Source organism: Pseudoalteromonas sp. SR45-1 (assembly GCF_014163655.1).
GTDB lineage: Bacteria > Pseudomonadota > Gammaproteobacteria > Enterobacterales > Alteromonadaceae > Pseudoalteromonas > Pseudoalteromonas distincta.
The window spans coordinates 42,884-55,037 of the sequence record NZ_JACJDR010000001.1 but is presented as its reverse complement, the minus strand read 5'-3'; the positions used below and the strand labels follow the sequence as shown (position 1 = coordinate 55,037).

Below are 12,154 nucleotides of genomic sequence, written 5' to 3'. Positions count from 1 at the left end.
TGCTTATAACTTAGCTATTTTATTTGATAACTCAAAGTGGCGAGATGTTACTATTTCCTCAAGCACTGCTACCCTTTTGCTCAACATCGCTGTTTGTTCCTCTAATTTTGTTATCTTGTTATTATTTAGTCCTTTAAATTTTGCGTGCGCTGCCATTATTGTAGTTTTATAGGAGAAATAACGTTTAGTAATAATAAGAATCAAAAAGGGTGAGCTAAATATAATTATTACAATAAATAATTCTAGCATGGTCATTTCCCACTCAGTTTAAGTTAGCTTGTTGCGTGTAAAGGCCATTTTTAGTGCATTGAAATAATTTTGATAATGTAACTTCGCGCTGCTTTCCTCGTCGAATTAGCATCTCAACATACACAATACTTAACACAATGGCTGTTGCTTTAAATAAGTTACCTTGTAGATCACCTACTGCGCCACCCGACATACCAAATATTCCGTAAGCTGCATTCATAAAAATATGCATCCACATAGGAAACCAAATACGATAACCACATTCACAATATAGCCACGCAAACCATGTACCTGCTACAGTAGTGATTGCAACCGCCATCAAAGCAGAAATCGCATCATTGCCTTGATAAATATGGCCCAGACCAAATATTACTGAACTAATTAATGCCGCAGGCACAAAGCCCCATCTACAATATTTAAATAAAACACCAAACAATGCAGCCCTAAAAATTAGCTCTTCAAAAAAACCCGCATAAACTGAGCCAGTTATTATTGCTGGTATTGATAGGTTAAGTTCATCACTCAAAAATCCATAACCTATTGCCATAGGAGTACAACAAATAATTGCTGCAAGTGCATAGTTAATAAAACCAGAGGAAGTGAGCCCTATAGTTTCAAAAGGCTCACTTTGTTTAAACAAAATAATAGCCGCAATAACTAACGGTCCATATAAAAAAGTATATTTAGCGGGGGTAAATAAAATGCCAGTTAGATTATCAAGTTCAGACAACCAGCTAGACCAACCTTCTCCCCAAAACTGCCTCATTACATAGTGGCAAAATACAAATATAGAAATTATTACAAATGCCTTGATAGCGTATTTCATATCTATTTTTCTCGTTAAGTTGTAAATTTCAACTTAATCTTGGCAATAGTAAAAATACAAAGCGACCTATTAGGTCTCAATTACAAGACGAGGTATAAAGCCCATGTTTTAGGGGGAATTAACATGTTTTTGGGATTAATGACAAAGCATCTTTTATTACTTTTACATAAGAACGAGACACAGGAATTTTAATATCAATTGTATGTAGCGATAATTGCAACCCTCCAGCATTACCACTGTAGTGTTGAATGTTTTGCAGGTTGACCGCATAAGAACGGTGGCATCGTAATATAATTGTTTTTTCTGGAAGCTGCTTTAATAAACCGCTAAGAGATACACGTAATAGTTTACGTGAAGTTGAAGCTCCTTCTTGTATTGTTATTTCACAATAGTTGTCTGAAGATTTAATAAATAAAATATGGTGAGGAGCCGTATTAATTTCGTCGTTTTTGTTATCGCCTTTGAGAGTAATTGTCTTTAACTCAACTTCTCTCAACTGCTCTTGAGCAACGCTAACTGTACTTGGCTTAGTTAAATCTATTACATGCCTATTTACCACAAGTAAAAAAATAAGAGGAAATACACCAATACAAAAAATATACCCTACAAAAAGTAATTGATTCTGCCAATGCCAAGATCCAAGTACAGCAACCACAAAATACCCATGATTGAATATCGCAGTAATTAAAATATATGTGATAGGAATAATAATTAAACGGTTTAATTTACTTAGCTTAAACTTAAGTAACACTATTTCTATGAAACCTGACAATAGCAAAGCACAAAAGGTTACTAACCCATAGCCAAAAAGTCGCAGAAACTTGTAAGACTCGGTATCGCTTGAAGTGCCAAAAGGTTGAAATACAAAAAGTACAAAAAGCGTTATAAACGAAAACATGACGGCACGATATACAACTAACTTTCTCGAATCTAGATCATCTTTGAGCCACAACATCCTATTTTGCATACCTTTAATCCACCAATATTTAAAAATAACACACATTAATATGTGCATTCCAACTCATTTAAAGTTTTTTGTGATGGTAGTTTTAATAAAAACAAAAATAGGAAGAGAACATCAACGTTTTTTAACATCAGAAGATGATGTGTGAGCAATTCTATCTGCTTTTAAGGTTTTACTAATAAGAGATAAGAGATGTAATACCAATTCGCTTAATTAAGTGATCTATTTAGAGGGCGGATAAACGTGTTTACAGCTAGCCAATAAATTCGCTATTTAGTTGTTCAAAATGAGAATTTTTTAACGCAGGGAGCGACACGTTTAGCCACGCAAAATGATTAAGTATTATTGCGGGTTGGTATAAGTGTACTGATTTTGTTCCAAACACAAAAAAACCCGCTAAGTTAGCGGGCTATTCTGTTATATGGTGGAGAGATAGGGATTTGAACCCTAGATGGGCTATAAACCCATGCCGGTTTTCAAGACCGGTGCATTCGACCACTCTGCCATCTCTCCGATACTGCTAAGTTAAAAGTAAGAGTGTACTAATAACTATTTAAATGAATGATATTTTAATTACCACACACTTATTAAATAAGTGGTGGAGAGATAGGGATTTGAACCCTAGATGGGCTATAAACCCATGCCGGTTTTCAAGACCGGTGCATTCGACCACTCTGCCATCTCTCCGCACGGCCTGCATAATAGGGAAACCCATCCCTTTTGTGAAGCTTTTTTTTAAATTAATTGTTTAAGTGCCTAAAAAACAATTGATTTGTTTAAAGTTAAAACAAAATGTTTTTAATTTAGCCATCAATATACTTTTATTTAAATATTTAACTCTATTGATCTACAAAGGTTTGCCCAAACATATAAGAGTTGGTAATCTAATTTTAGTTAAATTATCGAAACACACACGTTTCACTTAAAGGAGCTCTACAATGGCGTTTAATCAATCGTACAATACCGCGAAACCGGTAATGTCTACCATTGAAACAAACAAGGTACTTAAAAACACCTACTTTTTACTAGCTATGACACTTGCATTTAGTGCAGTTACAGCCGGTATTTCAATGGCACTACAATTACCTTACTTTATGGGAATTGTGTTTACACTCGTTTCGTTCGGTTTATTATTTGTTGTAAATAAAAAAGCAGATACAGCATCTGGTGTATTTTGGGTGTTTGCTTTCACAGGTTTAATGGGGGCAGGCTTAGGTCCATTGCTTAACCATTATGCCGCATTACCTAATGGCCCAATGCTTATTATGCAAGCCTTAGGTTCTACAGCGCTTATCTTTTTTGGTTTATCTGCTTATGCACTAAATACTAAAAAAGACTTCTCATTCATGGGTGGCTTTTTAACTGTTGGCTTAATCGTTGTGATTGTAGCAAGCATCGTTAATATTTTTATTGGCAGTTCATTGATGTTTATGGTGCTTAATGCAGCAGTTGTACTGATTATGTCTGGTTTGATTTTATTTGATACAAGCCGAATCATAAACGGTGGTGAAACTAACTACATTCGCGCAACAGTGTCTTTATACCTAAGCGTATATAACTTATTTACTTCTTTGCTTGCTCTACTTGGCGCAAGTGATGACTAATTAAATAGTTCTGTTAAAATAGCCCCTTTATTGGGGCTTTTTTATTGGAATTGTTTTGGCACGCTTTGTTCTTTCATTACATACACCACCATCCGATCACGATACCACGCAACGCATAGTTAAATTTGCGAATGCATGTTTAGCCCAAGGGCACACCATTGATGCTATTTTTTTATACCAGCAAGGTATTTATCATGCATCTACCCACTTTGATTTATCCTCAGACGAACTTCAAATTTCAGCACTTTGGCAGCAACTCGCTGATCAAAAACTAAATTTAATGCTGTGTGTTACCGCCGCGCAAAAGCGCGGGTTAGATATTAAAAACACAGGTGTATTTAAAGTCGCAGGGTTAGCTGAATTTGCAATGCTTGCAAGCGACGCAGATAAATGGGTGCAATTTAAATGATAAACGTATTAGTAATGAGTCAGTGCAGCCCATTTGACGATTTAAATATTCGTGATGCACTAGATATGACATTGATTTTTGCTGCTGTTGACCAAAATGTAAGTTGGTTGTTTAGCGGCCCCGCCGTTTTAGCTTTAAAAAAGCATCAGCAACCAAACAATATTGGCTTAAAAGACCTTTTTAAAAATATTAAAACACTCGAAATTTATGATGTTGAAAACATTTTCGTGTGTGAAAAATCATTGCTTGATTATGGTTTAAATAAACATGATTTACTCATAGAGGCAAAAGCTCTTAACTTTAGTCAACAACAAACACTAATTAAAGCGCAGCAACATGTGGTGAACCTATGAGTACGTTACATATTTTTTCAAAGCCGCTTAACTATTACTCGGCAAATCAGCTTGAGAATTTAATTTTATCAGGCGATAAGGTACTACTTGTTGGTGATGCCTGCTTTGCAAAAAAACAATTTAGGCAATTTGCAGATACACTGCTAATACTTGAACAAGACGCGCAAGTACGTGCAATAAAATTAGCAGATAACGATAAAGCAATTAGCTATGAAGACTTTGTGGCACTCACTTTATCAACTAACCAATCCATTACGTGGTAACTCATGCTTGAATTTAACAACCAACAGATTGAAACCGACAAACAAGGCTACTTGCTCGACCATACTTTATGGTCAAAGGAGCTGGCGCCTGTAATTGCTACTCAAGAAAACATCACACTTAGTGAGCAACACTGGGAAGTCATTAATTTTGTTCGTGATTTTTACATTGAATATAACACCAGCCCAGCAATTAGAATGCTTGTAAAAGCAATGGCTAAAGCACTCGGTGAAGATAAAGGAAATAGCCTTTATTTATATAAATTATTTCCTAAAGGCCCAGCCAAGCAAGCAACAAAAATTGCCGGATTACCAAAACCAGCTAGGTGCATATAATGAGAGCTAAATCAGGCAATAATCAAGCAACACAAACCAAGCCAAAAAGAAGTACTGGGCGTACTTATTCACGCAGTGCACTTAACAAAACGCCATCTGGTAAAAGAGAAATAAAGCCGCAGATAGCATCTAAAGACAGAAAAATTGTGTTATTCAACAAGCCGTTTGATGTGCTATGTCAATTTACGGATGACGCAGACAGAAAAACGCTTGCAGAGTTTATACCTATTAAAGAAGTTTACGCAGCAGGAAGGTTAGACAGAGACAGTGAGGGTTTATTGCTTTTAACAAACTGTGGGAAACTACAAAACACCTTAACTGCTCCTGATAAAAAAACGAATAAAACCTACTGGGCACAAGTTGAGGGTGAACCAACGAGTGAATCAATTAATGATTTATGTAATGGCGTAGAACTTAAAGACGGGCTTACACTCCCCGCTAACGTTAAAATAATTGATGAGCCAACAATTTGGGCGCGTAATCCCCCTGTACGCGAGCGAAAAGCAATCCCTACCACTTGGCTAAGTATTACCATTAATGAAGGTAGAAACAGACAAGTTCGTCGAATGACCGCGCATATTGGACACCCTACACTTCGCCTCATCCGCTATAGCATTGGCAACTATACGTTGGATGATATTAATTGTGGTGAATACAAAGTAATTAAGGGCGTAGTTGATGCATAAACCGCATGTCACGGTTGCAGCAATAGTAAAAAAGCAAAATGAGTTTTTACTTGTAAAAGAGCGCGATAAATTTACAAAGCAAATTTGTTACAATCAACCTGCGGGTCATTTAGAGCAAAATGAGACACTTGCACAAGCTGCAAGCAGAGAGCTACTAGAAGAAACAGGCTTAGCGCTTGCGCCTATTGGTTTTTTAGGTGTTTATAATTTGCATGCCGATAACGCAGTGCACTATTTGCGATTCTGCTTTTTATTTGAAGCACCTAATAATATAAAAGCACCAACACCAATAGATTCTGACATTATCAGCGCTAACTGGCATACATTAGAGCAAATAAAATCATTACCGCTTAGGAGCCCTTTAGTGCTCAAGTGTATTAACGACAGCCTGAATCGACCAGCGTTAAGCTTAGAAACTATTTATAATTGATTTACTCAGAGCTTAGCGCTATACAATTACGCCCTTGTTTTTTAGCATAATACAGGGCGTTATCAGCGGCTCTAACAAAGCTGACTTCATTGCTATTTGTATAGTTGCTGATGGTATTAATACCCATACTTATAGATAAAAATCCGGTAAAACTATCCTGGTGAGCAATAGCTAAGCTTTCTACAGCTTTTTGTATTTGCTCAGCTATAAACAACGCTCCTTGCCTATCCGTTTGTGGAAGTAAAACAACAAATTCTTCTCCACCATAGCGAGCCACAAAATCTTCTGGGCGACTAACCGTTGAAGCAATTTTTTGAGCCACGTCATATAAGCACGTATCGCCCGCTACATGCCCATACCGGTCATTAAATTGCTTAAAATGGTCAATATCAATAATAATCATCGATAGCATGCCTTCGCATTCTTTTGCTCGTTCAAACTCATGCGTTAGCTTTTCATCAAACCGACGCCTATTCGCAATTTTGGTTAATGCATCCAAAAAGGCCATATCCCTGAGTATATCTTCTGCTTCTAAGCGCTCTGTTGCATCATTAAAAACAGCTAAAAACTCTTCACCTATATCAATCCCTGAAATTTCCATCATCACTTGTGAGCCATCACGACAAGAAACTCGATAGTTATTTGCGGGTATGTCGTTATTGTTATTTAGTGCCTTTTCAAGTGAGTCTTGCCACAGCTCTTTTGCAAGTGCTCTGTATTGGGGATCTGGATACGCTTTTTCCCACCATGATTTAAGATTTGGCACATCTTCTACTGTATAACCAAAAACATCTACAAAACGTTGATTAACTTTCAAAATATAACCCGTCTTGGCACATACATTACATACAGGCATTGGCAAAACGGTAAATAACCTAGCGTAGTGACTTATCTCATGTTTGCGCATAGGGTTGAGTGTACTTTGAGGTAAGTAACTCATTGGCATATCACTTTTTTCTATACTAAGCTTTTCGTCCATTTCTAAAGCGAAATACCATTCAAGCCACCAGTGCTCTACATGATCAAGCACCTTTAACTCAACGTTTTTTTTAACTGTTGAACCTTTTATTAAGCTAAATAACTCATGTACATGGTTTGGCTCTTGGTAAATATGAGGGTTTTTGAGTTTTATTAACTCATAAAAAAGATGATAGGCTGATTTTTTAAACTCTGTCGTTTTGCTAGAAAGTAATTCGCTATCCACAAAATCAGGTTTTCGTGTGTAATGCTCAACTAAAGAATTTATCTTGTTTATTTGATAGGCATAATTCATATATTCATTCCATTGACTATATTTCAAGCGGCTTTAAAGTGGTTTACATTCATATACTCACCACTATTTTATTTTTATTAAGTGTATATTTACTCTAGTAGTTTTAAAAGAAAATACTATTAATAAAACTCAATAACTACATGAATTATTCTATAGTCTTAATTTATTAGTAAAGATCACTTTAATATTACTAAAGTTACAGCCTGATAATGCGTTTAAGTCTAGTTTGCTATTTGTTATACAAATAAAATAGTGACAAATTATGTCCTTTGCCGCCCTACGCTCTTTAAGCACAAACAAAATACATGCTATAATCGCGGCCTTTCCAAGTTAACAGCAATCTGTATAAGCGAAATTATTCATGAGCGAAAATAGTCACATTAAAGTCATTGTTGGCATGTCCGGCGGTGTTGATTCTTCTGTATCTGCATATTTATTACAACAACAGGGCTACCAAGTAGAAGGCCTGTTTATGAAGAACTGGGAAGAAGACGACAATGATGAATACTGTGCCGCCGCTGATGACTTAAAAGATGCACAAGCCGTGTGCGACAAATTAGGCATTGAGCTTCACACAGTAAACTTTGCTGCTGAATACTGGGATAATGTATTTGAGTACTTTTTAGCAGAGTACAAAGCGGGTCGTACGCCAAACCCAGATATAATGTGTAATAAAGAAATTAAATTTAAAGCCTTTTTAGAATTTGCGGCTCAAGCACTCGGTGCTGACTTTATTGCAACCGGACACTACGTTCGCCGTGAACTTCGCGATGACAAATACGTAATGTGTCGCGGACTTGATAACAATAAAGATCAAAGCTACTTCTTATATACCCTAAGCCATGAACATATTGGCCAAACGTTATTCCCTGTAGGCGATATCGAAAAACCAGAAGTGCGCCGCATAGCAGAAGAACAAGACCTAATCACTCACGATAAAAAAGACAGCACCGGAATTTGCTTTATCGGTGAGCGTAAATTTAAAGACTTTTTACAAAAGTTCTTACCAGCGCAACCTGGCGTTATCGAAGACACTGACGGTAATAACGTAGGCGAGCACGAAGGCTTAATGTACCACACACTTGGACAACGCAAAGGCTTGTTAATTGGTGGTATGAAGGAAGGTTCTGGCGAACCATGGTACGTAGTTGATAAAGATTTAGAACGTAACGTACTTGTTGTTGGCCAAGGCAAAGATCACCCTCGCCTATACAGTAATGGTCTTAATGCAAACCAATTACATTGGGTAGACCGCGTTGGCCCTAAAGGTACCACTCGCTGCACAGTTAAAACACGTTACCGCCAAGAAGACTTAAGCTGTACCCTACTTGTAGGTGAAGACGGCATGGCTCGTGTATTATTTGATGAACCACAAAAAGCAGTTACGCCAGGTCAATCTGCTGTATTTTATGCAGAAGATGTGTGTTTAGGTGGTGGTATTATTGACTCGGTGATTAAGTAATGAATGAACACCAAGTCATGGCGCTTGCCGCCATGTGCCAGGTTGCTAAGCAAGTTCAAAAAATTGCCCAGTACGGCAGTAATAATGAGCACGACTTAGAAGTATTACTTTCAAGCATTATTCAAACATCACCGGCATCGCCAGAAGATGTTTACCAAGGTACTGACAACTTACGTGATGGCTATAAAACATTAATGGCGCAGCTAACTGCTGGCGCTCAAAAAGATGTTGAAATAGTAAAATACGTAGGTGGTTTGATGCAGCTTGAGCGAGCACTAAGTGCAAACGACAAAAGCTTAAACGAATTAGGCAAACGAATTGATGATATTCATCGTCGTTTAGATCATTTTGCTATTACCGACGAGAGCGTTGTTGCCGGTTTAGCAGATATATACTCGTCGGTGCTGAGCCCCCTTGGGCACCGAATACAGGTTTATGGTAAACCCGAGTTATTAAAACAGCAGCTCACTCAAAATAAAATCCGTGCGTTATTATTAGCCGGCATTAGAAGTGCAGTATTATGGCGACAAATGGGCGGTAAACGCCGTCACTTTTTCTTTGCAAAAAGAAAAATACTCGCCATTGCTAAAACAAAAATTTAACTATCGTTCAAACTAAAATTTAGGAGTTATTATGGAGCTTTCAGCGTTAACGGCTATCTCTCCAGTGGATGGTCGCTACGGCAGCAAAACCACTGAACTACGCAGTATTTTCAGCGAATTTGGCTTAATTAAATACCGCGTAATTGTTGAAGTGCGTTGGTTGCAAGCGTTAGCTGCAGCAAGCGATATAAAAGAAGTACCTGCATTTAGCGAAGAAGCTAATGCACTTCTAAACGCCATTGTAGATAACTTCAGCGAAGCTGATGCACAGCGCGTTAAAGATATTGAACGCACTACAAACCACGATGTTAAAGCGGTTGAATACTTATTAAAAGAAAAAGTAGCCGATAACAGTGAGCTTCATGCAATCAATGAATTTATTCACTTCGCTTGTACTTCAGAAGATATTAACAATCTATCTCATGGTTTAATGCTTAGCGAAGCACGTAACAAGGTTTTGCTTCCTTATTGCGATGAGCTTTTAAGCGCAATTAAAGAAAAAGCGATTGAGTACAAAGCAATCCCAATGATGACTCGTACGCACGGGCAACCAGCTACACCATCAACGATGGGTAAAGAGTTTGCTAACGTATACATGCGTTTAAAGCGTCAACGAGACCAAATTGCTCAAGTAGAAATGCTAGGTAAAGTTAACGGTGCTGTTGGTAACTACAACGCTCACCTTAGTGCATACCCAGATTTCGACTGGCATACTCACGCAGATAAATTTGTATCAAGCTTAGGTTTAACACTTAACCCATTTACTACACAAATTGAACCGCATGACTATATTGCAGAGTTGTTTGACGCAATTGCACGTTTTAACACTATTTTGCTCGATTTTGACCGTGACATGTGGGGTTACATCGCACTTAATCACTTTAAGCAAAAAACAATTGCGGGCGAAATTGGCTCATCTACAATGCCGCATAAAGTTAACCCAATTGATTTTGAAAACTCAGAAGGTAACTTAGGTTTAGCAAACGCTATTTTTGCTCATCTTGCACAAAAATTACCAGTTTCTCGCTGGCAGCGTGACCTTACCGATTCAACAGTATTACGTAACTTAGGTGTAGGTATGGGTTATGCGATTATTGCATACCAATCAACACTTAAAGGTGTGAGCAAGCTTGAAGTAAACGAGCAACGTTTAGCTGACGAGCTTGATCAAAACTGGGAATTGCTAGCCGAGCCGATTCAAACAGTTATGCGTAAATATGGTATTGAAAAGCCATACGAAAAACTTAAAGATTTAACACGCGGCAAACGTGTAAATCAAGAAATAATGGCTGACTTTATCGATGGTCTAGACCTTCCTGAGCACGCTAAAGTAGAAATGAAAAAACTAACACCTGCTAATTACATTGGTCGTGCTGTTGAGTTTATTGATGATTTAGTTTAAAAACTAAATTGCTCTTTTAAAAAGCGAAAGGATCATCCTTTCGCTTTTTTTGTTTTAACCCCATTGCACTAACTAGTAGGCATAATGTATGTATCAATTAAAAATAAATAATTTGTCTGAGCAAGAGTTTTTAAGCCATTTTTGGCAAAAAAAGCCGCTTTTAATCAAACAAGGTTTTGCTGATTTTCAAGACCCACTTGATGCTAATGAACTTGCCGGTCTCGCAATGGAAGAAAGCATAGAGTCACGTATTATCACCAATCATAAAAATGATTGGCAAACGCACCAAGGTCCATTTGAAGACTTTGAAAAGTTAACAGACGAAAATGCCACCTTATTAGTGCAAGCTGTTGATCATTGGCATCCTGAAGCTGCACAACTACTAGAGCCATTTAGGTTTATTCCAAACTGGCGCATAGATGATTTAATGATTAGCTATTCAACGCCTAATGGTGGTGTTGGCCCACATTTAGACCAATATGACGTATTTATTATTCAAGGCGAAGGTAAACGTCATTGGCGCGTAGGCCTGCCCGATCCAACACTTAAGCAGTTTGCTCAAAACAAAAAATTACTGCAAGTAGAAGCATTTGAAGCCGTGATCGATTGCATATTAGAGCCTGGCGATATTTTATATATTCCACCAGGGTGCCCTCACGAAGGTTACGCTGTAGAAAACGCACTAAATTATTCAGTTGGTTTTAGAGCGCCAAATCAACAAGATTTACTATCGAGCTTTGCCGATCATATTATTGATACCGAAAGCGGCCAAAAACGTTATACCGATCACAACATCACATTAAGAAAATCAAAGGGTGAACTTACAAACCTTGAAGTTGATAAAGTTAAAACATTGATGGCGGCACTTTTAGAAAATGACGATTTATTTAAACAATGGCTAGGCTCAACGCTTAGTCAGCCCAAACATGAAATGGATTTAGCGCCAGTAGAGCCTCCATTTACGTCAGAGCAAATAAGCGATGATTTAAGTAATGAAGAAACAGTGTTTGAACGCTTAGGTGGCACACGCGCTATTTATCAGCAACTCGATACAGAAGTCTTACTAAGTGTAAATGGCGAAAATTACGCTATGCCGTTAACCGACTTAGCGGCGGTTAAACTACTTACCGATCATACTGAGTTTGAAAGTTCAGCATTAAATTTAACAAAGCCAAGTTTAGTTTTTACTCAAACTTTTACTACACTTGTTAATGAGGGGATCTGGTTTAATATAGACCACGAGTAATAATACCAATTATATTAATAATGATGAGCATTTTACAGCGTAAGATATTATG

The 12,154-nt window shown here is 37.5% G+C and carries 15 protein-coding genes and 2 tRNA genes; 11 read left to right on the top strand and 6 right to left on the bottom strand.

Annotation, left to right across the window (positions count from 1 at the left end; translation table 11 throughout):
- Window positions 1-3: 3 nt before the first annotated feature.
- From H5089_RS00275 to H5089_RS00255, 5 genes are all read right to left on the bottom strand, one after another.
- Window positions 4-249, bottom strand: a complete 246-nt coding sequence (locus H5089_RS00275) for a hypothetical protein (protein WP_165723493.1) — start codon at window positions 247-249, stop codon at window positions 4-6.
- Window positions 250-262: 13 nt separating this feature from the next.
- Window positions 263-1,075 (bottom strand): CPBP family intramembrane glutamic endopeptidase, encoded by an 813-nt coding sequence (locus tag H5089_RS00270; RefSeq protein ID WP_182711193.1) that lies wholly within the window; start codon window positions 1,073-1,075, stop codon window positions 263-265.
- Between the two features lie 118 nt (window positions 1,076-1,193).
- The gene (locus H5089_RS00265; RefSeq protein WP_259395140.1) at window positions 1,194-2,090 is read right to left on the bottom strand and encodes a LytTR family DNA-binding domain-containing protein; all 897 of its coding nucleotides are present in this window, start codon (window positions 2,088-2,090) and stop codon (window positions 1,194-1,196) included.
- 371 nt (window positions 2,091-2,461) lie between these two features.
- A tRNA-Ser gene (locus H5089_RS00260) sits at window positions 2,462-2,552 on the bottom strand.
- Between the two features lie 83 nt (window positions 2,553-2,635).
- A tRNA-Ser gene (locus H5089_RS00255) sits at window positions 2,636-2,726 on the bottom strand.
- Window positions 2,727-2,977: 251 nt separating this feature from the next.
- On the opposite strand from H5089_RS00255, the gene H5089_RS00250 reads away from it, so the two are divergent.
- Genes H5089_RS00250 through H5089_RS00220 form a run of 7 tightly spaced genes read left to right on the top strand, consistent with a single transcriptional unit; the run spans window position 2,978 to window position 6,117 of the window.
- On the top strand, window positions 2,978-3,643 hold the full coding sequence (locus tag H5089_RS00250; RefSeq protein WP_008133668.1) for a Bax inhibitor-1/YccA family protein: 666 nt from the start codon (window positions 2,978-2,980) through the stop codon (window positions 3,641-3,643).
- 55 nt (window positions 3,644-3,698) lie between these two features.
- Window positions 3,699-4,052, top strand: a complete 354-nt coding sequence (gene tusD / locus H5089_RS00245; protein WP_024596911.1) for a sulfurtransferase complex subunit TusD — start codon at window positions 3,699-3,701, stop codon at window positions 4,050-4,052.
- Window positions 4,049-4,405, top strand: coding sequence for a sulfurtransferase complex subunit TusC (gene tusC, locus H5089_RS00240; RefSeq protein ID WP_182696472.1), 357 nt, complete (start codon window positions 4,049-4,051; stop codon window positions 4,403-4,405). The genes tusD and tusC overlap by 4 nt, the downstream gene beginning before the upstream one ends.
- On the top strand, window positions 4,402-4,668 hold the full coding sequence (locus tag H5089_RS00235) for a DsrH/TusB family sulfur metabolism protein (RefSeq protein WP_008133664.1): 267 nt from the start codon (window positions 4,402-4,404) through the stop codon (window positions 4,666-4,668). Before tusC ends, H5089_RS00235 begins: the two co-directional genes overlap by 4 nt.
- 3 nt (window positions 4,669-4,671) lie before the next feature.
- Window positions 4,672-5,001 carry a TusE/DsrC/DsvC family sulfur relay protein gene (locus H5089_RS00230; protein ID WP_007375712.1) on the top strand — a complete coding sequence of 110 codons (330 nt, stop codon included), beginning with the start codon at window positions 4,672-4,674 and terminating at the stop codon, window positions 4,999-5,001.
- On the top strand, window positions 5,001-5,687 hold the full coding sequence (locus H5089_RS00225; protein WP_165723496.1) for a pseudouridine synthase: 687 nt from the start codon (window positions 5,001-5,003) through the stop codon (window positions 5,685-5,687). The genes H5089_RS00230 and H5089_RS00225 overlap by 1 nt, the downstream gene beginning before the upstream one ends.
- Window positions 5,680-6,117 (top strand): NUDIX hydrolase, encoded by a 438-nt coding sequence (locus H5089_RS00220; RefSeq protein WP_033028398.1) that lies wholly within the window; start codon window positions 5,680-5,682, stop codon window positions 6,115-6,117. The genes H5089_RS00225 and H5089_RS00220 overlap by 8 nt, the downstream gene beginning before the upstream one ends.
- 1 nt (window position 6,118) lies before the next feature.
- Here H5089_RS00220 and H5089_RS00215 read toward each other — a convergent pair whose 3' ends face one another.
- Window positions 6,119-7,390 carry a sensor domain-containing diguanylate cyclase gene (locus tag H5089_RS00215; protein WP_182711192.1) on the bottom strand — a complete coding sequence of 424 codons (1,272 nt, stop codon included), beginning with the start codon at window positions 7,388-7,390 and terminating at the stop codon, window positions 6,119-6,121.
- Window positions 7,391-7,751: 361 nt separating this feature from the next.
- Here H5089_RS00215 and mnmA point away from each other — a divergent pair, with 361 nt between their 5' ends.
- The 4 genes from mnmA (at window position 7,752) to H5089_RS00195 (ending at window position 12,102) form a co-directional block, all read left to right on the top strand.
- Entirely contained in the window at window positions 7,752-8,852 is a 1,101-nt protein-coding gene (gene mnmA / locus H5089_RS00210; RefSeq protein WP_002962705.1) for a tRNA 2-thiouridine(34) synthase MnmA, read from the top strand.
- Window positions 8,852-9,454 (top strand): high frequency lysogenization protein HflD, encoded by a 603-nt coding sequence (gene hflD / locus H5089_RS00205; RefSeq protein ID WP_007375707.1) that lies wholly within the window; start codon window positions 8,852-8,854, stop codon window positions 9,452-9,454. Before mnmA ends, hflD begins: the two co-directional genes overlap by 1 nt.
- 31 nt (window positions 9,455-9,485) lie before the next feature.
- Window positions 9,486-10,856 carry an adenylosuccinate lyase gene (gene purB, locus H5089_RS00200; protein WP_182711191.1) on the top strand — a complete coding sequence of 457 codons (1,371 nt, stop codon included), beginning with the start codon at window positions 9,486-9,488 and terminating at the stop codon, window positions 10,854-10,856.
- Between the two features lie 88 nt (window positions 10,857-10,944).
- Window positions 10,945-12,102 (top strand): cupin domain-containing protein, encoded by a 1,158-nt coding sequence (locus H5089_RS00195; protein WP_182711190.1) that lies wholly within the window; start codon window positions 10,945-10,947, stop codon window positions 12,100-12,102.
- Window positions 12,103-12,154: the final 52 nt, after the last annotated feature.

What these genes read in the sequence shown, in the direction of transcription:
- H5089_RS00275 (WP_165723493.1), bottom strand. Translation starts at nt 249, where the DNA reads ATGCTAGAATTATTTATTGTAATAATTATATTTAGCTCACCCTTTTTG.
- H5089_RS00270 (WP_182711193.1), bottom strand. Translation starts at nt 1,075, where the DNA reads ATGAAATACGCTATCAAGGCATTTGTAATAATTTCTATATTTGTATTT.
- H5089_RS00265 (WP_259395140.1), bottom strand. Translation starts at nt 2,090, where the DNA reads ATGCACATATTAATGTGTGTTATTTTTAAATATTGGTGGATTAAAGGT.
- H5089_RS00250 (WP_008133668.1), top strand. Translation starts at nt 2,978, where the DNA reads ATGGCGTTTAATCAATCGTACAATACCGCGAAACCGGTAATGTCTACC.
- tusC (WP_182696472.1), top strand. Translation starts at nt 4,049, where the DNA reads ATGATAAACGTATTAGTAATGAGTCAGTGCAGCCCATTTGACGATTTA.
- H5089_RS00235 (WP_008133664.1), top strand. Translation starts at nt 4,402, where the DNA reads ATGAGTACGTTACATATTTTTTCAAAGCCGCTTAACTATTACTCGGCA.
- H5089_RS00230 (WP_007375712.1), top strand. Translation starts at nt 4,672, where the DNA reads ATGCTTGAATTTAACAACCAACAGATTGAAACCGACAAACAAGGCTAC.
- H5089_RS00225 (WP_165723496.1), top strand. Translation starts at nt 5,001, where the DNA reads ATGAGAGCTAAATCAGGCAATAATCAAGCAACACAAACCAAGCCAAAA.
- H5089_RS00220 (WP_033028398.1), top strand. Translation starts at nt 5,680, where the DNA reads ATGCATAAACCGCATGTCACGGTTGCAGCAATAGTAAAAAAGCAAAAT.
- H5089_RS00215 (WP_182711192.1), bottom strand. Translation starts at nt 7,390, where the DNA reads ATGAATTATGCCTATCAAATAAACAAGATAAATTCTTTAGTTGAGCAT.
- mnmA (WP_002962705.1), top strand. Translation starts at nt 7,752, where the DNA reads ATGAGCGAAAATAGTCACATTAAAGTCATTGTTGGCATGTCCGGCGGT.
- hflD (WP_007375707.1), top strand. Translation starts at nt 8,852, where the DNA reads ATGAATGAACACCAAGTCATGGCGCTTGCCGCCATGTGCCAGGTTGCT.
- purB (WP_182711191.1), top strand. Translation starts at nt 9,486, where the DNA reads ATGGAGCTTTCAGCGTTAACGGCTATCTCTCCAGTGGATGGTCGCTAC.
- H5089_RS00195 (WP_182711190.1), top strand. Translation starts at nt 10,945, where the DNA reads ATGTATCAATTAAAAATAAATAATTTGTCTGAGCAAGAGTTTTTAAGC.